Here is a 21,102-nt window from a genome sequence, read left to right on the forward strand (position 1 = left end):
TCGGGCTGCTCCGTCGTAACGGTGCGCCACCGTGCCACGATGGAGGGACAGGAAAATCCACATCCGGGTGACCAGCCGGGTTCCGGCGAGCAGGGGGACATGACGGTGGGCACACCGGTCGACAATCCTCCTGGTTCCGACGGCCGGCTCGACGATGTCGGCGGCGTCGCTCGCGCCACGCCCGGCTCCGGGCGCACGAAGATCGTGCGCGGCGGCCCGGCGCTGTCCGCCGCACAGTTGCGGGTCGACTTCGGCGCGCACCTCGAGGCGAACTACCAGCGGCTGGTCGCGCAGCTCTACGCGATCACGCTCGATCCGGGCGAGGCCCACGACGTCGTCCAGGACGCCTACTCCCGTGCATGGCGCAACTGGGCGGTGATCAGCCGCTCGCCCGACCCGAGCGCCTGGATCCGGCGGGTGGCCGTGCGGTCCACCATCCGGAGCTGGCGGCGCATGCTCGCCCGCATCGGCATCGGCCGGCCCCGTCCGATCGGTGACGGCGTCGACTCGCGCACCGGCGCGTTGCTCACCGCGCTGGGCAAGTTGTCGGCGGCGGAGCGCCGGGCCGTCGTCCTCACCCACATGGCGGGTATCTCGCTGGGTGAGATCTCCGCGCTGGAACAGGTCTCCATCGGTTCGGTGCAGGCACGGCTGTCCCGCGCGCGACAGGTCGTGTCCGAGGGCATGGCCGAGGTCCTGCCCCTGGTTCTGGAGGGCGCGGTCGGCGACGGCTACAACGCCGACGACGGCTTCGACGTCTTCGGGTCCGGCGAGCGCGGGTCCGACGGCTACGGCCCGGCATACGGGCCGGGGAACTACCGCCCCGGCGATTTCGACGCCGAGGGATACGGCACGCCATACGGCGGCGAGGGCGACCGGGCCGGCGACGACTACAGGGGGGAACACCGGTGAACGAGCCGTTGGATCGAGTGACCGAGGAGTTCCGGCGGCTCGACAACGAGCTCGCCGCCGCCGTCACGCTGCCCGCCGTGGACTCAGTGATCCGCCGGGCCGGCACGCTCAACCGCGCCAGCACGGCCGCCGCCGCCGCGGTGCTCACCGTCGGCGCGCTCGGCGCGACCACGGCGATCGCGCAGATCGCGGCGCCCGCGGCGGTCGCGGATGCCGCCACCGCCGTGTCGCCGGGCTCAGCGCCCGCCGGCAGCCTGGGTGGGGCCGACTCAGCGCCCGCTGTCGCACCCGAGTCGCCGTCCGACCCGCAGTCGGCCGTCCACCCCAACGCTCCGGTGGCGGCCCCGGGCGCCTCGGAGGAGGAGCGGGCGCGGATCCAGCGTGATCAGGCGGCGACAGATCAGGGCCGGGTGGTGCCGGGTGCTCCGGCGCCCGGGCTCCCCGGATCCGGGCCCGTCCCGCCGGGGCCGGTGGGTGGCCCGCCGCCACCGCCGCCACCCCCGGTGGACCCACCGGCGCCGCCCACGACGACACGCACGCAGCCCCCGACGCACCAGCCGCCGACAACAACGTCGCGCCCATGGACTCCGCCTCGGCCGACCACCACGACCACACGCCCGACGCCGCCGCCGCCGACGACGACACGCACGAGTACGCCGCCGCCGACGACCACGGAGGAGGAGCCGCCGCCGACCAGCACGGCTCAGGCCAGCCCGTCGACTCCGGCGACCACGACACAACACAGCACCTCGCCGAGGCCGTCCACCTCGCCGGTCTCGCCGACCTCGGGCATCGCCTGAGAGAGCCGGCTCCGTTCGGGCCGGGGACGCGAACCGTCCGCCGCCGCTACGGGGCCGGTGCCTCTCCGGGGCACTGCCGGACGTCGCGGCAGCGCTTCCAGGTGAGCGCGACGCCCCGCTCGCCGAGCCAGGCGTCGAGGTCGTGGCCGTGGGCGGCGAGGCCGTCCACGGCGCGGAAGGCCCGCTCCATCGCCTTCTCGGCCGCGGGCGGCTCGAGGAGTCCGAGAGCCACGGCGGCCACGAACTCGTCCGTGTCGACCACCAGGGCACTGCGCCCGTGCTGCACCACGATGTCGAGGTAGTAGTCGGTGAGCACCCAGCGTTCGCCGTCACGCACGATGTCGCACACATCGAGGTAGAAGTCCTGGTCCCGGTGGTGGCCGGGGTTCCAGCACCAGTCGGTGACGCACAGGCCGATGTCGGGCAGCAGCCACGACTGCACCCAGTGCGCGGTGGGCCGGTCGATCATCGGACGGCTCATGTACAGGCCGAAGGGCGTGATCCGGTACTCGTCCACCGGGCGGGGGACGCCCTTGGTGTCGATGTTGAGGGCGGCCGGGACGTCGAAGGTGGAGATCTTCGGCGGGTGCACCGCCCCGATCCTGTCAGGTCCCGCCGAGGTTCGCTCGGCACCGCATCTCGCGTCCGTCCCGTGGACGCTCCGCGAAATGTCGGTGATGGCTCGTACCCTGGAACCGTGGCATTCGCGACAGAGGTTCCCGGCAGCGCGGCGAAGCAGGACGTGCCGGTCGCCCACTCCGAGTTCCGCCCGGTCGGGGAGATCCCCCGCGCGGGCGGCCGGTTCGAGGTCGTCAGTGAGTTCACGCCTGCCGGCGACCAGCCCGCGGCGATCGAGGAGCTGGAGAAGCGCATCCGCGCGGGCGAGCAGGACGTCGTGCTCCTCGGTGCCACCGGCACGGGCAAGTCGGCCACCACGGCCTGGCTGGTCGAGCGGCTGCAGCGGCCCACGCTGGTGATGGCGCCCAACAAGACGCTCGCGGCGCAGCTGGCCAACGAGCTTCGCGAGATGCTGCCCAACAACGCGGTCGAGTACTTCGTCTCGTACTACGACTACTACCAACCCGAGGCGTACATCGCGCAGACCGACACCTACATCGAGAAGGACTCCTCGATCAACGAGGACGTCGAGCGGCTGCGCCACTCCGCCACGCACAACCTGCTGTCGCGGCGTGACGTCGTCGTGGTCGCGTCCGTGTCGTGCATCTACGGCCTGGGCACGCCGCAGTCCTACCTCGACCGGTCGGTGAAGCTCGAGGTCGGCGGCAGCGTCGAGCGTGACGTGCTGCTCCGGGCGCTGGTCGACGTGCAGTACACCCGCAACGACATGGCCTTCAACCGCGGCACGTTCCGGGTCCGCGGCGACACCGTGGAGATCATCCCGGCGTACGAGGAGCTCGCGATCCGCATCGAGTTCTTCGGCGACGAGATCGAGGCTCTCTACTACCTCCACCCGCTCACGGGCGACGTCGTCCGCCAGGTCGACGAGCTGCGCATCTTCCCCGCCACGCACTACGTCGCCGGCCCGGAGCGCATGGAGCGGGCGGTCCGCGAGATCGAGAAGGAGCTCGAGGAGCGGCTCGCCGAGCTGGAGCGCCAGGGCAAGCTGCTGGAGGCGCAGCGGCTGCGGATGCGCACGCAGTACGACATCGAGATGATCCGCCAGGTCGGGTTCTGCTCGGGCATCGAGAACTACTCCCGCCACATCGACGGCCGTGGGCCGGGCTCGGCGCCCGCCACGTTGATCGACTACTTCCCCGACGACTTCCTGCTGGTCATCGACGAGTCCCACCAGACGGTCCCGCAGATCGGCGGCATGTACGAGGGCGACATGTCCCGCAAGCGCAACCTCGTGGAGTTCGGGTTCCGGCTGCCGTCGGCGGTCGACAACCGGCCGCTGACGTGGGAGGAGTTCGCCGACCGGATCGGGCAGACGGTCTACCTGTCGGCCACGCCCGGTCCGTACGAGCTCAGCCGCACCGGTGGTGAGTTCGTCGAGCAGGTCATCCGGCCCACCGGCCTGGTCGACCCGAAGGTCGTCGTCAAGCCGACGAAGGGCCAGATCGACGACCTGGTCCACGAGATCCGCGAGCGCTCCGAGCGCGACGAGCGCGTCCTGGTCACCACGCTCACCAAGAAGATGGCCGAGGATCTCACCGACTACCTGCTGGAGCTGGGCATCCGGGTGCGCTACCTGCACTCGGAGGTCGACACTCTGCGGCGGGTGGAGCTGCTGCGGCAGCTGCGGCTCGGCGAGTACGACGTGCTGGTCGGCATCAACCTGCTCCGGGAGGGCCTCGACCTGCCCGAGGTCTCACTGGTGGCGATCCTCGACGCCGACAAGGAGGGCTTCCTCCGGTCCGGCACCTCGCTGATCCAGACCATCGGGCGCGCGGCGCGCAACGTGTCCGGCGAGGTGCACATGTACGCCGACAAGATCACCGACTCGATGCAGTTCGCCATCGACGAGACCGACCGGCGCCGGGCCAAGCAGGTCGCCTACAACGAGGAGCGCGGGCTCGATCCGCAGCCGCTGCGCAAGAAGATCGCCGACATCCTCGACCAGGTGTACCGGGAGGCCGAGGACACCGAGGTCCCGGTCGGCGGATCGGGCCGCAACCAGTCCCGCGGCAAGCGCGCGGCGGGGGAGCCGGGCCGGGCCAGTGCCAGCTCCGGTGTGATCGCCGGCCGCGACACCTCCACGATGCCCCGCGCCGAGCTGGCCGACCTCGTGCAGCAGCTCTCCGACCAGATGCTCGCCGCGGCGCGCGATCTGCAGTTCGAGCTGGCCGCCCGTCTCCGCGACGAGATCGCCGACCTCAAGAAGGAGCTGCGCGGGATGGACGCGGCCGGCATCCGCTGACCGCCCTCCTGCCACGCCGACAGGGCGGCACGGATCCACGGTCACCGCGCACACCTGTCGGCCACGGTGCACACGGCCTGACGTGTGTGCGGTGGCCAACTCGTGTGCGCGGTGACGGCGCAGCTCGCTGCGGAGGGGGGCCCGGCGGCACGGGGCAGGGGCGAGTTACCGTGGCGGGCGATCTATCGGCCGAGGAGAGGGCACCAGTGTGACGGTTGTCGGCGCGTCGACCGCCCGCACCTCGGCCGAGCGGCGCATCCTCGACGTGCTCCGGTCGCCCCGGCGCATCCTGCCGGTCACCGTTCCGCTCCTCGTCCTGGTGCTGGTCGGGGTCGTGATCTACACCGGCGGCCGGCACATCGACCTGCAGGTGTACCGCTTCGGGGTGCAGGCGTGGCTGTCCGGCGGTGACCTGTACGGGCCCCTGCCGGAGACGGCGGGCCACATCGCGCTGCCGTTCATCTACCCGCCGTTCGCGGCGCTGGCGATGGTGCCGCTGGCCGTGGTGCCGTGGGTCGTGGCCTGGACCGGGCTGCTCGCGCTCTCGACGTTGTCGCTGGGCGCCACGCTCTACGTGGTCGCGCGCCGGCTCTGGGAGGGCGGTGGCCGGGGTGGGGCGCTGTCCGTGGCGTCGATCGCGCTGCCGCTGGCGCTCGCGGTCCAGCCCGGCAAGGTCATCGACTTCGACGTCCCGTCCGACCCGCGGCCCCCGCTGAGTCTCGAACCGGTGTCGCAGACCATCCAGTTCGGCCAGATCAACCTGCTGCTCATGGCGTTGGTGGCGCTCGACTGCCTGGTCGCGCGGCCGCGCTGGCCCCGCGGCGTGCTCATCGGGATCGCTGCCGCCATCAAGCTGACGCCCGCGGCGTTCGTCCTGTACTTCCTGCTGCGCCGGGACTACCGGGCCGCCGCCACCGCTGCGATCTCGGGGGCCGTGGCCACGGCGATCGGGTTCGTCGTCGCGCCGAGCCAGTCGTGGACCTTCTGGCTCGACAACCCGGCGGGTGGCGTCAGCGGATCACCGTTCTTCACCAACCAGACGTTCCAGGCCGTGCTCGTCCGGATGGGGATCGACGGCACCCCGCGCACGGTCTGCTGGCTGCTGCTGTCCGCGGGGCTGCTGGCGCTCGCGGTACCGGCGATCCGGCGGGGTTCGTCGCCGCTCGCGCTCGTCGCCACGGCGGGTGTCGCGCTGCTGGTCTCGCCCACCTCGTGGTCGCACCACTGGGTGTGGGTGGCGCCGGCGCTGCTGGTCGCCGCGGCCACGGCGTGGCGCTTGCGGTCCTGGACGTGGGCGGTGGTCACCCTCGCGATGGCGGCCGTGTTCGTGATCGCGCCGCACCAGCAGGGGTTGCCCCGGGCCGACAACCGGGAGCTGTCGTGGACCCCGCTCCAGCAGTTCATCGGCAGCACCTACGTCTGGTTCACCGTGCTGCTCTTCGTGCTGCTGTTCGTGGCGATGCGGCGCGACCGGTCGGCCCCGCAACGCTGGCCGTGAACCACGAGGAGCTCGTCGCCTACTGCCTGGCCAAGCCCGGCGCCACGCCCGACGAGCCGTGGGAGGGCGACCTGGTCGCGAAGGTGGGCGGCAAGATCTTCGCGTTCCTCGGCGGAGACGGTCTGGGAGTCAAGTGCGGCCGCGACGCCGACGAGGCGGCCGAGCCGCGCCTGCGCTACCCCGGCACCGTCGAGGTGATGGCCTACATCGGGCGGCACGGCTGGAACCGCGTCACGGTCGACGGGACGATCCCCGACGACGAGCTGTGCGAGCTCGTCGACGAGTCCTACGCGGCGGTGGTCGCGAAGCTGCCCAAGCGGCTGCGCCCGCAGACCACCTGAGGCAGATGCACCAGGGCGAGGACGGCCACATTCGCTGGTCTTCGTCTCCACCGGGACAGATCGTGGGGCGTGACCACCCGCGACCGCCTGCTCGCCGCTGTCGTCGCCGTGCTCTGGGGCGCCAACTTCCTCGCGATCCACGTCGGGCTGGAGCATTTCCCGCCGCTGTTCCTCGCCGCGCTGCGGTTCCTGGTGCTCGCGATTCCGACGGTGCTGCTGGTGCCCCGGCCGCGGGTGCCGCTGCGCTGGCTGATCGGTTACGGGCTCGGATTCGGCACGGTGCAGTTCCTGTTCCTGTTCGTCGCGATGGACGTCGGCATGCCCACCGGGCTCGCGTCGCTGGTGTTGCAGGCCTCGGCCCCGTTCACGGTGCTGCTCGGGGCGTTGCTGCTGCGGGAACGGATGGCCGTCCGGCAGGTCGCCGGGATCAGCCTGGCGGTGGTGGGCCTGCTGGCCATCGCCGTGGCGCAGGCGCATGCCGCGGCCCTGATCCCGCTCGTGCTCACCCTGATCGGGGCGTTGGGCTGGGCGTTCGGCAACCTGGCCGCCCGGCTCGCCGACGCACCGAATCCGCTGCACCTGACGCTGTGGATGTCGGTGGTGCCGCCGGTCCCGCTGCTCGCGGCCTCTTTCCTGACCGAGGGCCCGGCCGCGGACTGGGCGGCGGTGCGCGCCGCCGTCACCCCGGCCGGGGTGCCCGGGTTGCTGGCGATCGCCTACCTCGCCGTCCTCGCCACCGTGCTGGGCTCCGGCATCTGGACGGCGCTGATGCGCCGCTACCCGGCCGGGGTCGTCGCGCCCTACTCGTTGCTGGTGCCGGTGGTCGGGATCGGGCTCGCCGCGGCCGCTCTGGGTGAACGGCCCAGCGTGGTGGAGCTGGTGGCCGGGGTGGTGATCATCGGCGGGGTGCTGCTCGGGACCCCGCGCCCGCCCCGCCCCGTCACCGACGTGGCTCTCGTCCGCACTAGCTCGTGACGTCCTTGCGCCGGAACTGCCACACGGCCAGGCCGCCGAGCACGGCGGCGTAGCAGACGGCGGAGAAGACGCCCCGGGTCATGTCCCCCCAGTCGACCTGCCCCGCCAGCAGCCCGGCCCACGCGCTGTCGTAGTGGGTGGGCAGGTAGTTGCGGAGGTCCTCCAGCGCGGTGATCTGGTCGAGGATCTGCGACACGATCGACACCGTCACCGCGCCCCCGACCGCCCCGAGCGGTGCGTCCGTGCTCACCGACAGCAGGAGCGCGAGGGCGGCCACCCAGCTCAGCTGCACGGCGATGTACAGCGCCGCCAGCAGCACCCGGCCCACGCCCGTCCAGAAGGTCAGGGACTCACCGGTGGGGCTCACCAGGTCGCCGGTGCCGTATGCCAGCGCGCCGACGACCAGCGACACCACGGGGAGCAGCAGCAGCGCCGCCACCGACAGCACTCCCGACACGACCGCCTTCTGCCGCAGCAACCGGGCCCGGGGGATCGGCGCGGCGAGCAGGTAGCGCAGGCTCGACCACGACGCCTCCGCGGCCACCGTGTCGCCGAAGAACAGCGCCACCACCACGACCAGCAGGAACGACGACGAGGCGAACAGTGCGAACACCGCGAAGTTCGCCCCGCTGCCCTTCGCGAGGTCGACGAGGTTCACCGACCCGGTGGGAGTGCCGTTGTCGGCCAGCTCGAACGCGATCCAGAGGATCACGGGGAGCAGCGTGACCAGGGCGAACGTCACCTGCGTCCGGCGGCGCAGGAGCTGGCGCCGCAGCTCGACGCGCAGCGGCAGCGTGTGGCCGGGGCGGTACCGGGTGGGCCGGACGTCGTCGGCGAGGTCGCCGACCGTGCCCTTCCAGGTGGACGGACCGTCGTTCGTGGTCACGGGGCTGCATCCATTGTTCCGGCGTCCTCTCCGACGAGCTGCAGGAACGCGTCCTCGAGACGCCGCCGTGGGCCGGCCGACGCGACGTCGACCCCGGCCGTGACGAGCGCCCGCACCGCGGACGCGCGCGGGGTGCCGTTGAGCTCGGCGTGCACGGAGCCGCCGTCGACCGACACGGCGTGCACCCCGGCGAGCCCGCTGAGCACGGCGGCCGCGCGGTCGGGGGCGTCCACGCCGAACGTGGCGGCCCCGCCGCCGGCGATGATGTCGTCGACCGTGCCGTCCGCGACCACCTCGCCGTGGTGCATCACGACGACGTGCGTGCAGGTCTGTTCCACCTCGGCGAGCAGGTGGCTCGAGATCAGCACCGTCCGCCCACCGGCCGCGTACCGGTGCAGCACCTCACGCATCGCGTGGATCTGGGGCGGGTCGAGCCCGTTGGTGGGCTCGTCGAGCACGAGCAGCTCCGGGAGGCCCAGCATGGCCTGCGCGATGGCCAGGCGCTGGCGCATGCCCTGGCTGTAGGTGCCCACCCGCCGCTGCACGGACGCGCCGAGCCCGGCGATCCGCAGCGCCTCGTCGAGGTGCGCCTCCGCGGCGGGACGACCCGTCGCGGCCCAGTAGAGGCGGAGGTTGTCCACCCCCGACAGGTGGGGCAGGAACCCCGGCCCCTCGACGAACGCCCCGATCCGCGCCAGCACCGGCGCACCCGGCGCGACCGGCTCCCCGAACGCCGTGATCGTGCCTGCGGTGGGCCTGATCAGACCCATGAGCATCCGCAGCACGGTGGTCTTGCCCGCCCCGTTCGGGCCGAGCAGCCCCAGCACCATGCCCTTCCGGACGGTGAACGACACGTCCTTCACCGCGCTGAACCCACCGCGGTAGGTTTTGGCCAGCGTGTGGATCTCCAGCGGCGGGGCGCCCGGGTCGGCGGCCGCCACGGTGCCTGCCGCGGAGCGGCGGCCCACGATCCGGGCGACGACCCAGGCCAGCAGGGCCAGCGCCAGCACGACCGCGATGCCGATCAGGGGCAGGAGCGGCACGGTGTTCGCGGTGACGGCCTCGCCCGGCACCACCGGCACGGTGAGCGCCGCGTCACCCGAGAGCCCGATCCGCCACACCGCGGGCTCGGTGCCGCTCGCGTAGGCCTGGTCGGTGGTGCCGACCGACACCACCAGGTGGTTCCCGGCCTCCACCGGCGCCACGATGCCCGGCAGGGTGACCGTGGCGCGGGCCGGGGAGCCGTCGGCGGGGACGGCCACCCGGAACGGGGCCACCGCGTTGCCCAGCAGCGTGCGCAGGCCGTCCGGCGCCACCTCGAACGTCCTGGCGAAGAGGATCGCCTCGGCGGGCGCGGGCTGGCCGGGGACGCGGGCGACCGACACGTCGACCCGGGGAGCGCCGGCGACCAGCACCGGCTCCCCGAGAGCCGCGGTGCGGAACTGCGCGGACTGGCCGGGGACCTCGGCGGTGGCCGAGGTGAGCCGGCCGGCCAGGCTGCCGAGCGCACCACCGATCCCCGGCAACGACGTGATCGCGGCGGGGTTGCCCCCTGCCGGGTTGAGCGCGACCTGCTCGGGGCCCTCCAGCCCGAGCCGCCGGGACTCCACCGGTGCCGCGCCGGAGATCCCGGGGTAACCGGTGGCCTCGACGGTGCGGCTGTTCGGGGCGCTGCCGTTGGTGCGCACACCGCTCTGGACGGTGTAGCCGAACCCGGTCCCCGGGTTCGTGCCGGTGTGGGCGAGGTGGAAGTCGAACCAGTCCCCGATCGCCTCGCGCACCGCTGCGTCGGGCGCGCCGCCGTCGTGTCCGCCCCCGTACCAGAGGACCTTCACGGGCGTGCCCGTCGCGGCGATCTGGCGGGCGTTCGCGTCGGCCTGGTCGAGCCCGAACAGCGTGTCCTGCTCGCCCTGAACGAGCAGCGTCGGTGCGGTGATCCGGTCCGTCACCGTCGACGGCGACGAGCGCTGCAGGAGAGCCGCGGTGGCGGGGGAGAGGCGGCCCGTGGTGGCGGACTCGGTGTACGCGGCGCACACCTGGGCGGTGAACCGGCCGCAGGTGAGGGGTTCGCCTGCCGGGGCCGGGCCGCCGGGCAGAGCCGGGCCCGCCTGTGCGGACCCGCCGACGGGGCCGGCTGCCCCGGCCGGCTGCGCCGCGCCGTTCGGTGTGGCGCCGGTCGGGGCCGGGTCGGCCGGGCCGAGCCCGGCGGAGAAGAAGAGCCCGGCCCACCCGCGCTTGAACACCCCGTCAGGGGCGAATGCGCCCCGCGCCGGGGTGCCGGAGGGGAGCGGGGCGGTGGTCGCCGCGTTCGGGAAGAGGGCCTGACCGAGGTCGTTCCAGGTGATCACAGGGGCGATGGCGTCGATCCGCCGGTCGTAGCCGGCGAGCAGCAGGGCGAGCGCGCCGCCGTAGGAACCGCCCGTGACCCCGACGCGGGGGTCGCCGGGCCCGTCCTGGGTCACGTCGGGGCGCGCGGCCAGCCAGTCGACCAGTGCCCGCGCGTCGGCGACCTCGTGGTCGGGGTCGTCGAGGGAGATCTGGCCGGTGCTGGCCCCGAAGCCACGGGCCGACCAGGTGAGCACGACGAACCCGCGGGCGGCAAGGTCGCGGGCGTCGGGGTCGACCGAGGCCTTGCTCCCCCCGAACCCGTGCGCGACGAGCACGGCCGGGGCCGGGGTGACGGCGGGCAGGTAGAGCGTGGTGTCCAGGCTCACCGTGCCGGTGGTGCCCGGGCCGCCCGCCACCTCGATGCGCTGTTCCTGCGTGCGGACCGCGGACGCCGGGGCGGCGAACGCGGTGCCGGTCGGGACCACCAGCGCGACCATGGCGAGCGTGAGGGCCGCGGCGAGCGCGCGGAGGGTCCGGTGCACAGGTTGACGTTATGCGAAGGTCGGGACGGCCCCCTCAGCCGTCTCTCAGTGACGAAGGGGGAGCTACCGGTGGAAGACCGGCGCGCTCGACCACCCGACGTCCCGACCGCTCATCTCCCGGTCGAACGTCTCCTGCGCGACCCGCACTGCCTCCGCGTACCGCGGCTCGGAAAGACGTCGGATCATGAGGTCCGCCGGCACCACCTCGACCTGCTGGACCACCCACCAGATGTTGCCCAGCGGATCGCGCACCCGGCCTCCGCGCTGCCCGAATGCCGAGTCGGACAGCGGGGTGACCACCCGCGCCCCGGCTCCCTCGGCCGCGGCCATCGTGGCCTCGGCGTCGTCCACCCACACCCGGATCAGGGCAGGCAGCGGAGGCCATTCCGGCCGGGTGTCGAAGGCGAGCAACCACGTGTCGCCCAGCCGCAGCTCGGCGTGCCCGATCCCGCCGTCCGCGGTCTGCACGCGCGAGAGCTCCACGGCTCCGAAGACCTCCGTCGCGAAGTCGAGGAACCGGGAGGTGTCGGAGGTGGCGATCCAGGTCTGCGCGGTCTTGTTGCTCGGCTCGTCCATGACGCCGACGCTAGGCAGCATCAGGACAGGTTCGGGCCTCAATGATGGACCGGCCGGCGAGCTCAGAGCACGTCGTCGAAGTGCTCCACGCGCGGAGCTCCGTCGAAGAACGGGCCGATCAGGGCGCGCCACCGGTTGTAGTTCTCCGACTGGCGGAACCCCACGGTGTGCGCCTCGATGCTGTCCCACTCGATCAGCAGGACGAACCGGGTGGGCGTCTCCACGCTGCGGGTGAGCCGGGCCTCGCGGAAGCCCGGCGTGTCGGACACGAACTTCACGCCCTCCCGCACGGCCGCGCTGAACTGATCTTCCGTGCCCGGCTGCACCGCGAAATCGGCGATCTCCAACACCATGGCGGCATCCTCGCACGGCCGCGGGACGGGAGGAGTGCGGTCAGGCCATTTTGGGCACATCACCGGCATGGAGCACTTCACGATCGCCACTGTGGCCGAGCAGAGCGCCGACTTCCGCCGGGTCCTGTGGACCGGCGAGCACACCCAGCTCGTCATCATGACGATCCCGCCGGGTGGGGAGATCGGCGAGGAGGTCCACGAGGACACCGACCAGATCCTCACCTTCGTCAGCGGCACGGGCGAGGCCAAGGTGAGTGGCAGGACGAAGGCGGTCGCCGCGGGCGACCTCGTCGTCGTGCCGGCGGGCAAGAAGCACAACTTCGTCAACACCGGCCCGAACCCCCTGGTCCTCTACACGGTCTACGGCCCGCCGGAGCACGCCGACGGCGTCGTGCACAAGACCAAGGAGGAGGCCGACGAGGCCGAGGAGTCGGGCCAGGACGAGCCCCCGAAGTAACCGCGCCGCCCCCACCCGCGAGTCGCCCGGTTCCGCCCCGCGAGTCGCCCGGATCCCGTGCGCGAGTCGCCCGGTTCGCGCGCCCGCCGGCAGCAGCCACCCGCTACTGCCGGCGGGCGCGGGCGCGCCGCTTCCCCTCGTGCATGGCCTGCACGCGGGCGATGGGGATGGTGTGCCCCTCCTCGACCAGGTCGGCGGGGAGCTGCTGCGGCGGCGGCATCCGGTCGTGCCACGGGTCACCGTCGCCCAGCAGCTCGACGGCGGTGCGGACGGTGAAGTCGGCCGGCGCGACGTTGTCGAGCTCGTCCCACGTCACGGGGAACGACACGGGCACGCCGGGCCGCGCGCGCGGGCTGTACGCCGCGACGATGGTGGCTCCGGCCGAGCGGGTGGAGTCGACGAAGACCCGGCCGCCGCGGTCGTCCTTGATGTAGGCGGTGGTGGCGACGTCCGGGTCGAGCCGGGCGGCCCGTGCGGCGAGCGCCCGGGTCGCCGCCGCCGCGTCCTCGATCCCGGTGCGCTCGTCGAGCGGCACGAACACGTGCAGCCCCTTCGCGCCGCTGGTCTTCACCACGCCGGCGAGGCTGGCGTCGTCCAGCGCCTGCCGCACGAGCCGGGCCGCCGCGACGACGTGCGGGAACGCGTCGTCGGCCGGAGGGTCGAGGTCGAGCACCAGGTACGTCGGGTGGGTCTCGCCGGCGTGCATCAGGGTCGGGTGGTACTCCACGGCCCGCTGGTTGGCGAACCACAGCAGGGTCCGGCGGTCGTTGCAGAGGGCGTAGGACACCTCGCGCCGCGACGCCTCCGCCCACACGGTGGTGGTCCGCACGAAGTCCGGGGTGTACTTCGGCACGTTCTTCTGCATGAACGGCTCCTGGCCGGGCCGCACGCGGATCACCGACAGCGGCCGGTCACGCAGCTCGGGCAGGATGCGGTCGGCCACGGCGTCCAGGTAGTCCACCAGGTCCCGCTTGGTGGCCCCGGCCCCGTCGAACAGCGGTTTGTCGAGGCTCGTGAGCTCCACACCGTCGCGGATCTCGTCGGCCTTCGTGCGGCTCATCGTCACCTCCTACCAGCTGGGCCGCGCCGTGGCCAGGCCGGCGGCGCTCAGCGCCCCGACCGGGCGGGTGCGAGGTGGTGCAGGTCGACGGCGGTGAGCCGGCCGTCGGCGGCCTCGGCGGTGAGCCAGGTGAACGTCGGCTGCCGGCGGCGGTCGGTGGGGGAGCCCGGGTTCAGCAGCCGCAGACCACCGGGGGCGACGGTGTCCCACGGGATGTGGCTGTGCCCGAAGACCAGCACGTCGGCGTCCGGGTACGCGGCGGCGCAGCGGCGCTCCCGGCCCGCGGCGGCACCGGTCTCGTGCACCACCGCGAACCGGACGCCGCCGAGCTCGACCCTCGCGACCTCGGGCAGCCGCGCCCGCAGCGGCGGCCCGTCGTTGTTGCCGAAGACGCCGACGAGCCGCCGCGCCCGAGCCTCGAGCGCGTCGAGCAGGTCCACCGACACCCAGTCGCCCGCGTGCACCACCACGTCGGCGGCGTCGACCGCGTCCCACACCGGTACGGGCAGGTCCTTCGCCCGTACCGGGAGGTGGGTGTCGGAGATCAGCAGCAGACGCAGGTCAGCTCACACCCACGAGATCGACGACGAAGATCAACGTCTCGCCGGGCTTGATGGCGCCGCCGGCGCCCCGGTCGCCGTAGCCCAGGTGCGGGGGGATCACGAGCCGGCGGCGGCCGCCGACCTTCATCCCGGCCACCCCCCGGTCCCAGCCCGCGATGACGCGGCCCGTGCCGAGCGGGAACCGCAGCGTCGAGCCGCGGTTCCAGGAGGCGTCGAACTCCTCGCCGGTGGAATGCGCCACACCCACGTAGTGCACCTCGACGGTGTTGCCGGGTGCGGCCTCTGCGCCGTCGCCGGTCTGAATGTCCTCTACGACCAGGTCGGCGGGGGCGGGCCCGTCGATGGGGTCGACTTCGGGTCGCTGCAGTGCCACAGGGAGTCCTCCGGTTCGGTTGACCGTTCAGAGTGCCAGAGCCCGGAGCGGGAGGTACACAGGAGGCATGACCAGCACCGACGCCGCAACGGGCCGGCCTGGCGAGGATGACGGTGAGCTCGACCCGAAGCGGTGGCAGGCCCTGTGGGTGACGCTCGTCGCCGGGTTCATGAGCCTGCTCGACGTCAGCATCGTGGCGGTCGCGCTGCCGTCGATCCAGCGCGGTCTCGGCACCGACCCGGCGCAGGTGCAGTGGGTGGTGTCGGGGTACGCGCTGACGTTCGGGCTCGCGCTGGTGCCGGCCGGGCGCCTGGGGGACGCCATGGGCCGCCGGCGCATGTTCCTGTTCGCGCTCGCCGCGTTCGTCCTGTTCAGTGCGCTCGCCGGGGCCGCACCGACAGCCGAGACGCTCATTCTCGCCCGCCTCGCGCAGGGGCTGGCCGCCGGCGCGCTCGCGCCGCAGAACTCCGCGCTCATCCAGCAGCTGTTCCGGGGTGACGAGCGCGCCAGGGCGTTCGGCCTCTTCGGCGCCACCCTCGGCATCTCGACGGCCGTCGGCCCGATCGTGGGAGGCGTGATCCTGGCGCTGGCCGGCGGAGCGGACGGCTGGCGGTGGATCTTCTACGTCAACGTCCCGATCGGGGTGGTCGCCCTGCTGCTGGCCGCCCGGCTGATCCCGCGCACCGAGAGCGGCCCGCGCGGGCACATCGACCTGATCGGGACGGCGCTCCTCGGTGGAGCGGTGCTCGCCGTCCTGCTGCCGCTGGTCGAGGCCGACTCGGGTGGGCTCGTCCGGTTGTGGTGGCTCTTCCCGTTGGCCGCTCTGCTCGTGGCCGCATTCGTCGCGTGGGAGCGGCGGGCGGTGCGTCACCACCGTGAGCCGCTGCTCGACATCCGGCTGCTCACGAGCAGACCCGGGTACGCGTCCGGGGTGGCGCTCGGGACCATCTACTTCATCGGCTTCAGCGGGGTGTGGCTGGTGTTCGCGCTGTACTTCCAGACCGGTCTCGGTTACACGCCGCTCGAGTCGGGCCTCGCGGTCACGCCGTTCGCACTCGGCTCGGCGGCCTCGGCGGTGGTGGGGGGCCGGCTCGTCGCGCGCCTCGGGCGCGTGCTGACGGTGATGGGCCTGGTCCTCGTCGTGCTCGGGCTCGCGGTCACGGGGGTGGTGCTCGCGCTCGCGCCTGCCGGGTCGGCCGGGCTCGCCGTGGCCGCCCCGCTGCTGGTCGCCGGCATCGGCGGCGGCTGGGTCGTCGCGCCGAACACGACGATGACGTTGCGCTACGTGCCCGTGAGCAGCGCGGGCTCGGCGGGGGGCGCACTGCAGACCGGGCAGCGCATCGGCGCCGCGATCGGCACCGCCGCGCTGACCGGCATCTTCTACTCGGAGCTGATGGGCAACGGGAACGACTTCCGCATGGCGGTGGCGGTCGCGGTGGGCGCCGCGACGCTGGGGACCGTGGTCGCGCTGGTCGTCGGCATCCTCGAGTGGCGGACGGCCCGTAGGCACGCCGGCCTCCCGGAGGAGACCGGGTCCGGCGACCACATCCCCCCGGACCTGCACTGAGCAGCGCCGCCTGGCGGGGTCATACCCCCAGGGCGTCCTTGAGGAACCGCACCTGCAGCAGGAGCAGGTTCTCCGCCACGACCTCCTGCGGCGTCATGTGCGTGACGCCCGACAGCGGCAGCACGCTGTGCGGGCGACCCGCGGCCAGCAGTGCCGAGCTCAGCCGCAGGGTGTGGGCGGCCACCACGTTGTCGTCGGCGAGCCCGTGCACCAGCAGCAGCGGCCGGGTGAGCTTCGCCGCGTCCTCGATGAGTGACGAGCGCGCGTACGCGTCCGGGGCCTGTTCGGGGTGCCCGAGGTAGCGCTCGGTGTAGTGCGTGTCGTAGAGCACCCAGTCGGTGACGGGCGCTCCGGCGACGGCCGCGTGGAAGACGTCGGGCCGCCGCAGCACGGCGAGTGCTGCCAGGTACCCGCCGAACGACCAGCCGCGGATGCCCACCCGCGTGAGGTCCAGGTCGGGGTACTGCTCCGCGGCGGCGTGCAGCGCGTCGACCTGGTCGTCGAGCACGGGCGCGGCGAGGTCCCCGCGGACCGCACGCTCGAACTCCGGTCCCCGCCCCGGTGTGCCCCGCCCGTCGACCACGACGACCGCGAAGCCCTGGTCGGCGAACCACTGGCTGGTCAGGTACGCGCCACGGGCCGCGAGCACGCGCTGGGCGTGCGGGCCGCCATAGGGGTCCATGAGGACGGGCAGCGGCGTGCCCGGCTCGTGCCCGGTCGGCAGCAGCACCGCCGTGCGCAGCCCGCGCTCTCCCGCCGTCAGCAGGGTGACCCGCGGCGTCAGCCCGGACGGGTCGGCGAACGACGCGATGGTCCACTCGGAGCCGTTCCGGTGCACGGTGGTGGTCGTGCCGTCGCCGTCGAGGCTCTGCCGGGCGACGACGAGCGTGCCGGCGACGAGACGCCCGGAGTGCACACCGGCCTCCGAGGTGACCGCGGCCAGCCCGTCCGGGCCCCAGGTCCACAGCCCGATGGACGTCGGGTCCTCACCCGCCCGGAAGAACACGGCGTCGCCTTCGACGTCCAGCACGTCGCGGACCTGCAGCGACGGTGGGGTCACCGGCTCGCCGTCGACGACGAGCCGGCGCGCGCCGTCCGTGTCCGCCACGGTCACCAGCGCGCCGGACTCCGTGTGCGCCGGGACGCCCGGGACGATCTCAACCCACGCGGCGTCGGTCTGCTCGTGCACGGGGGAGGTCGTGCCCGTGTCCGGGTCGACCCGCAGCACCCGCAGTGCCCGCTGGTCCCGCGGCTGCACGACGATCAGGAGGTCGTGGGCGTCCCACACGGCGGTCACGAGGTACTCGTCGCGGACGCCGTCCCAGTCGACCTGGGTGCTCCCGCCGTCGAGCGTGTGGATCCGCAGCGAGACGTGCGCGTTGGCGGTGCCGGCCGCGGGGTAGGCGACGACGGTGGGGGTGCGGTCGGGGTTGGCGGGGTCGGCGATGTGCCACCGCTGGACGGGCGTGTCGTCCACCCGCGCGACGAGCACGGCGTCCCCGTCGGGGGACCACCAGTAGCCGCGCATCCGGCCCATCTCCTCGGCCGCCACGAAGTCGGCCAGGCCGTACGTGACGTGCTCCCCGTCGGGTGCGGCGATCGTGGTGGTGGTGCGCGCGGCGACGTCGTGGACGTGCAGCGCGCCACCGCTGACGTAGGCGACGCGGCGCCCGTGCGGGTCGGGCCGGGGATCGATGACGCCGCCGGGGGTCTCCACCAGCCGCGGGGTGAGGCCCGCGGCGAAGTCGGCGACGTAGAGCTGCCCGGACAGGGTGAAGGCCGCCATGGTGACCGGCCGGTCGGTGGCGTAGCCGACGACGCCCCCCGCCTGCTCCCGGCTGCGCTCCCGGCGGGCCCGCTCCTCCGGCGGCAGGTCCTCCGAGCCGCTGTCCAGCTCGTGGGGGTCGGCGACCAGGCGCTCCTCACCCGTCTCGAGGTCCAGGGTCCAGAGACACGTCACCGGGTCGGTGCCGCCGCGGCTGCGCAGGAACACGACGCGGCCGCCGTCGGGGGAGACCGTGATGCCACGCGGGGCGCCGAGGGTGAACCGCCGGGTCCGGGCCTGCCTGCGGGGGAAGCTGTCCGTCACGGTGGATCAGTCTGCCCGCGGGCGTCCCGATCCGGATACCTGACCTGCCCTGTCCCTGCTGCGACGCGTACCCCCTCGATCGGGTCGGGGCCGGTCGTGCTCGACTGGTCGCATGAACCGCTCCCTTCTCCGGGTCGCCGTCGCGACTGTCGCTGTGACGGCCCTGGCCGGTTGCGGCTCCGGCGCCGCCCCGGCCGCCCCACCTCTCCCGCCCGCGGCCGCGCCCTCCGCGGCCCCGGCCGCGCCGGCTCCTGCCCCGGCACCCGGCGTCCCGGCCCTCACCGGCAACCCGACGGACCTGACGGCGCAGAGCGAGGCGCAGGCCGGGACGGGGCAGCCGCCCACGAAGCTCGTGACCCAGGACATCGTGGTCGGCACCGGCAAGAAGGCCGTCCCGACCGACACCGTCGACGTCCAGTACAGCGGCACCCTCTACTCCGACGGCAAGCCGTTCGACAGCTCGTGGAAGGACGGCGGCCAACCCGTCTCCTTCCCGCTGGACGGGGTGGTGCCGGGCTTCGCGCAGGGCATCGAGGGCATGCAGGTCGGCGGCCGCCGCGTGATCGTCATCCCGCCCGACCTGGGCTACGGCAACCGCGCGAACGGTTCGATCCCCGCCGGCTCCACGCTGGTCTTCGTGGTGGACCTCGTCGGCATCTCCTGACGCCGGTCAGTTCACGCAGGGAACGCCGCCCGCCGTGATGACGCGCGGCGTGGCGGTGGTGGACCTCGACGAGCGGCCCGACCCGGCAGGCTGCACGGGCGGTGCGGCCGCAGTCTCCGAGGGGGAGGCGGCGCGGGGTTCGTGGCCGGACACCACGGACCTCACGAAGGCGCGCACCGCGCTCTGGTCGATCTGGACCGCGATGCCGTCGTAGGGCGTGCGCAGGTCGGTGCGGCCGGTGGGGATCGTCTGGAAGCGGAGGTCGCTGCCGGAGAGACCCGCGAACTGGCTGAGCGCCTGCTCGATGTTCCAGCCGCTGTCGAGCACGACGTTGCGGTCGACCACTCCGACGAGCCGGGCGAGCCGCACCGGGTTGGTGAACGTCCCGGTGGAGATCAGCTGCTTCGTCAGCCCCGCCGCGAAGGCCTGCTGGCGCGCGATGCGGTCGAGGTCGCCGTTCGGCAGGCCGTGACGCTGGCGGACGAAGGCGAGCGCGGCCGGCCCGTCGACCGTCTGCGGTCCGGCCGGGAGGTCGATGCCGGAGTAGGAGTCGTGCACGGGTTCGTTCAGACAGATGGGCACGCCGCCGAGGGCCTCGGTGAGCTCGACGAACCCGACGAAGTTGATCTCGGCGTAGTGGTCGATCTGCACGCCGGTGAGCTGCTCGACGGTGGCCACGAGCGTGGCGCGCCCCGCTTCGCGCCCGCGCCGGTCGAGCTCGGGGCCGGTGATGCCCTGCGCGGTGAGCGTGTTCTCGGCGCTCGTCAGCCCGAGCTCGTACGCCGAGTTGATCTTGTGGGTGCCACGGCCGCCTGCGATGGGGACGTACGAGTCGCGCGGTATCGAGATCGCCTCGGCGGGCTGGCCGGGATCGGCGGGGACGTGCAGCAGGATGATCGTGTCGGTGTTCAGCTGGCCGCCGTCCGGGCCGACGTGCAGGGCGTTGAACAGCTCGGGGGGCAGCGGGTTGCCCGCGGAGTCGGTGCGGGCGTCGAGACCCACCAGCAGGGCGTTGTACGCCTGGCCCTGGGGCGTGGGGGTGGCGTGGGGGATGGCCGCCGTGCTGGTGAAGCTGGTGTCGAGGCTCCGCTGCAGCGACCAGGCGAGGCCTGCCACGGCGAACGCGACGACCGCAGCCAGCGCCACCACGGTGCGCACGACGACGCGCACGGTCCGTCTCGCGTTCATTGTTCTCCGGTCGCCCGCGCCAGTGCCGTTGCCGCGCCGCGACAGCCTGGAGAGTCATGGCCGCGGTCGCGACCCTGAATCCACGATAACCGCGCATGTAGACCGGGCGACTGAAAGGTGGCTGAGAGGTGATCTTCCTGGTCAGTCGACCGCGGCCAGCAGGTCGAGAGTCAGCCGTTCCAGCCGCTCGGCGTCCGCCGCATCGAACGTCCGCAGGGCCGGGTCGATGCGCCGGTTGTCGCGGCCCCGGCGCCGCCACGCGCTGAAGCCGGGCTCCGGCGGCGCGTCGAGCAGAGCGCCGATGGCCGCGGCAGCCCGGTCCGGGGGAGCGGCGAAAGCGGCGGCGGCGAGCTCCGCGGCGACCCGCCACGGCTGCCTCATCCCGACGTACGGCCGGGTGTCGACGAATCCGGGGTTGTAGACCACGTAGCGGGTGCGGCCGCCCTGGCGGGCGAGCGCCGGGCCGAGGAGATCGTTGGCCCGGCCGGCCTGCAGCTGCGCCCGCAGGCCCGACCAGCGCCGCGTCAGCTGGGGGTCGTCCCACTGCACGCCGCCCTGGGTGATGCCCGGCCCGGAGAGGTTCAGCACCACCGGCTGCGGCGTCCGTTCGAGCTGGGTGCGCAGCTCACGAGCGAGCACGGCGCGGCTCAGGTAGTACAGCGCCAGTACCGACTCGAACCCGTCCTCGGTGACGGCCCGCCGCGGGGTGAGGTCGTTCGCGCCGAGCACCAGCGCATCGACGCCGGGGTGACCGGCGGCCACCGCGTCGATCGCGCTGCGCATTCCGGAGAGCGTGGACAGGTCGGCGGCGATGAACCGGGCCCGCTCGCCGTGCTCGGCCGACTCGCGCAGGAACCGCTCCCCGTTCGCGGCCGAGCGCGCCACCGTCACCACGGTGTCGCCCTGCGCCAGGCGCCGGTGGGCCAGCGCGCGGCCGATGCCGCGCGTGCCGCCGGTGATCACGATGGTCGCCAGGAACCCTCCTTGTCATCAGCTGGTGACTTCGAAGGTAGGGCGGAGCCGATAGGATGTCAACGCTTGATGACTTG

At 73.3% G+C, this 21,102-nt stretch carries 20 protein-coding genes; 9 read left to right on the plus strand and 11 right to left on the minus strand.

All coding sequences use genetic code 11. The annotated features are described in order from the left end of the window. Positions 1 to 39: 39 nt before the first annotated feature. Both ACQPZA_RS12965 and ACQPZA_RS12970 read left to right on the plus strand, forming a co-directional pair. Complete coding sequence (locus ACQPZA_RS12965; protein WP_433280826.1) at positions 40 to 912, plus strand: RNA polymerase sigma factor; 873 nt, start codon at positions 40 to 42, stop codon at positions 910 to 912. Continuing rightward, positions 909 to 1,712 (plus strand): hypothetical protein, encoded by an 804-nt coding sequence (locus tag ACQPZA_RS12970; RefSeq protein WP_433280828.1) that lies wholly within the window; start codon positions 909 to 911, stop codon positions 1,710 to 1,712. Before ACQPZA_RS12965 ends, ACQPZA_RS12970 begins: the two co-directional genes overlap by 4 nt. Positions 1,713 to 1,758: 46 nt before the next feature. Here ACQPZA_RS12970 and ACQPZA_RS12975 read toward each other — a convergent pair whose 3' ends face one another. Further along, positions 1,759 to 2,304 (minus strand): DUF402 domain-containing protein, encoded by a 546-nt coding sequence (locus tag ACQPZA_RS12975; protein WP_407692241.1) that lies wholly within the window; start codon positions 2,302 to 2,304, stop codon positions 1,759 to 1,761. 105 nt (positions 2,305 to 2,409) lie between these two features. Here ACQPZA_RS12975 and uvrB point away from each other — a divergent pair, with 105 nt between their 5' ends. The 4 genes from uvrB (at position 2,410) to ACQPZA_RS12995 (ending at position 7,407) form a co-directional block, all read left to right on the plus strand. Beyond that, positions 2,410 to 4,593: an excinuclease ABC subunit UvrB gene (gene uvrB / locus ACQPZA_RS12980; protein ID WP_312859418.1), complete on the plus strand. Its 2,184-nt coding sequence runs from the start codon at positions 2,410 to 2,412 to the stop codon at positions 4,591 to 4,593. Positions 4,594 to 4,801: 208 nt separating this feature from the next. Then, entirely contained in the window at positions 4,802 to 6,091 is a 1,290-nt protein-coding gene (locus tag ACQPZA_RS12985; protein ID WP_433280831.1) for a glycosyltransferase family 87 protein, read from the plus strand. Beyond that, positions 6,088 to 6,432, plus strand: coding sequence for an MmcQ/YjbR family DNA-binding protein (locus ACQPZA_RS12990; RefSeq protein WP_433280833.1), 345 nt, complete (start codon positions 6,088 to 6,090; stop codon positions 6,430 to 6,432). Before ACQPZA_RS12985 ends, ACQPZA_RS12990 begins: the two co-directional genes overlap by 4 nt. A 69-nt stretch (positions 6,433 to 6,501) precedes the next feature. After that, complete coding sequence (locus tag ACQPZA_RS12995; RefSeq protein WP_433280835.1) at positions 6,502 to 7,407, plus strand: EamA family transporter; 906 nt, start codon at positions 6,502 to 6,504, stop codon at positions 7,405 to 7,407. Here ACQPZA_RS12995 and ACQPZA_RS13000 read toward each other — a convergent pair. From ACQPZA_RS13000 to ACQPZA_RS13015, 4 genes are all read right to left on the minus strand, one after another. Next, positions 7,397 to 8,293 carry an ABC transporter permease gene (locus ACQPZA_RS13000; protein ID WP_433280837.1) on the minus strand — a complete coding sequence of 299 codons (897 nt, stop codon included), beginning with the start codon at positions 8,291 to 8,293 and terminating at the stop codon, positions 7,397 to 7,399. The two genes, ACQPZA_RS12995 and ACQPZA_RS13000, sit on opposite strands and share 11 nt — an antisense overlap. Then, positions 8,290 to 11,118 (minus strand): alpha/beta fold hydrolase, encoded by a 2,829-nt coding sequence (locus ACQPZA_RS13005; RefSeq protein WP_433282797.1) that lies wholly within the window; start codon positions 11,116 to 11,118, stop codon positions 8,290 to 8,292. Before ACQPZA_RS13005 ends, ACQPZA_RS13000 begins: the two co-directional genes overlap by 4 nt. A gap of 108 nt (positions 11,119 to 11,226) precedes the next feature. Beyond that, entirely contained in the window at positions 11,227 to 11,739 is a 513-nt protein-coding gene (locus ACQPZA_RS13010) for a VOC family protein (RefSeq protein ID WP_433280839.1), read from the minus strand. Positions 11,740 to 11,801: 62 nt separating this feature from the next. Continuing rightward, a complete protein-coding gene (locus tag ACQPZA_RS13015; RefSeq protein ID WP_433280841.1) occupies positions 11,802 to 12,092 on the minus strand; it encodes an antibiotic biosynthesis monooxygenase family protein in 291 nt (96 codons plus the stop codon). 91 nt (positions 12,093 to 12,183) lie between these two features. Here ACQPZA_RS13015 and ACQPZA_RS13020 point away from each other — a divergent pair, with 91 nt between their 5' ends. After that, complete coding sequence (locus ACQPZA_RS13020) at positions 12,184 to 12,549, plus strand: cupin domain-containing protein (protein WP_433280843.1); 366 nt, start codon at positions 12,184 to 12,186, stop codon at positions 12,547 to 12,549. Positions 12,550 to 12,652: 103 nt separating this feature from the next. On the opposite strand, the gene ligD is transcribed toward ACQPZA_RS13020, so the two are convergent. Genes ligD through ACQPZA_RS13035 form a run of 3 tightly spaced genes read right to left on the minus strand, consistent with a single transcriptional unit; the run spans position 12,653 to position 14,545 of the window. Continuing rightward, positions 12,653 to 13,609, minus strand: a complete 957-nt coding sequence (gene ligD / locus ACQPZA_RS13025; protein WP_433280845.1) for a non-homologous end-joining DNA ligase — start codon at positions 13,607 to 13,609, stop codon at positions 12,653 to 12,655. Between the two features lie 47 nt (positions 13,610 to 13,656). Beyond that, complete coding sequence (locus ACQPZA_RS13030; protein WP_433282799.1) at positions 13,657 to 14,169, minus strand: metallophosphoesterase family protein; 513 nt, start codon at positions 14,167 to 14,169, stop codon at positions 13,657 to 13,659. Between the two features lies 1 nt (position 14,170). Next, entirely contained in the window at positions 14,171 to 14,545 is a 375-nt protein-coding gene (locus ACQPZA_RS13035; RefSeq protein WP_169398954.1) for an FKBP-type peptidyl-prolyl cis-trans isomerase, read from the minus strand. Positions 14,546 to 14,612: 67 nt separating this feature from the next. Here ACQPZA_RS13035 and ACQPZA_RS13040 point away from each other — a divergent pair, with 67 nt between their 5' ends. Then, complete coding sequence (locus tag ACQPZA_RS13040) at positions 14,613 to 16,112, plus strand: MFS transporter (RefSeq protein WP_433280847.1); 1,500 nt, start codon at positions 14,613 to 14,615, stop codon at positions 16,110 to 16,112. A 19-nt stretch (positions 16,113 to 16,131) separates the two neighbouring features. Here the strand turns inward: ACQPZA_RS13040 and ACQPZA_RS13045 are convergent, their stop codons facing one another. Continuing rightward, positions 16,132 to 18,201 (minus strand): prolyl oligopeptidase family serine peptidase, encoded by a 2,070-nt coding sequence (locus ACQPZA_RS13045; protein WP_433280849.1) that lies wholly within the window; start codon positions 18,199 to 18,201, stop codon positions 16,132 to 16,134. A gap of 112 nt (positions 18,202 to 18,313) precedes the next feature. Here ACQPZA_RS13045 and ACQPZA_RS13050 point away from each other — a divergent pair, with 112 nt between their 5' ends. Further along, a complete protein-coding gene (locus tag ACQPZA_RS13050; protein ID WP_433280851.1) occupies positions 18,314 to 18,865 on the plus strand; it encodes an FKBP-type peptidyl-prolyl cis-trans isomerase in 552 nt (183 codons plus the stop codon). A 6-nt stretch (positions 18,866 to 18,871) separates the two neighbouring features. Here ACQPZA_RS13050 and ACQPZA_RS13055 read toward each other — a convergent pair whose 3' ends face one another. Continuing rightward, positions 18,872 to 20,053, minus strand: a complete 1,182-nt coding sequence (locus ACQPZA_RS13055) for an LCP family protein (protein WP_433280853.1) — start codon at positions 20,051 to 20,053, stop codon at positions 18,872 to 18,874. 141 nt (positions 20,054 to 20,194) lie between these two features. Further along, entirely contained in the window at positions 20,195 to 21,016 is an 822-nt protein-coding gene (locus ACQPZA_RS13060; RefSeq protein ID WP_433280855.1) for an SDR family NAD(P)-dependent oxidoreductase, read from the minus strand. Positions 21,017 to 21,102 lie beyond the last annotated feature (86 nt).

The organism is Pseudonocardia xinjiangensis (genome assembly GCF_050948425.1).
Taxonomy (GTDB): Bacteria; Actinomycetota; Actinomycetes; order Mycobacteriales; family Pseudonocardiaceae; genus Pseudonocardia; species Pseudonocardia xinjiangensis.

Bases quoted from the DNA above. Each gene is read 5' to 3' on its own strand.
- ACQPZA_RS12965 (WP_433280826.1), top strand. From the start codon at position 40: ATGGAGGGACAGGAAAATCCACATCCGGGTGACCAGCCGGGTTCCGGC.
- ACQPZA_RS13055 (WP_433280853.1), bottom strand. From the start codon at position 20,053: ATGAACGCGAGACGGACCGTGCGCGTCGTCGTGCGCACCGTGGTGGCG.
- ACQPZA_RS13050 (WP_433280851.1), top strand. From the start codon at position 18,314: ATGAACCGCTCCCTTCTCCGGGTCGCCGTCGCGACTGTCGCTGTGACG.
- ACQPZA_RS13040 (WP_433280847.1), top strand. From the start codon at position 14,613: ATGACCAGCACCGACGCCGCAACGGGCCGGCCTGGCGAGGATGACGGT.
- ligD (WP_433280845.1), bottom strand. From the start codon at position 13,609: ATGAGCCGCACGAAGGCCGACGAGATCCGCGACGGTGTGGAGCTCACG.
- ACQPZA_RS13010 (WP_433280839.1), bottom strand. From the start codon at position 11,739: ATGGACGAGCCGAGCAACAAGACCGCGCAGACCTGGATCGCCACCTCC.
- ACQPZA_RS13005 (WP_433282797.1), bottom strand. From the start codon at position 11,118: ATGGTCGCGCTGGTGGTCCCGACCGGCACCGCGTTCGCCGCCCCGGCG.
- ACQPZA_RS13015 (WP_433280841.1), bottom strand. From the start codon at position 12,092: ATGGTGTTGGAGATCGCCGATTTCGCGGTGCAGCCGGGCACGGAAGAT.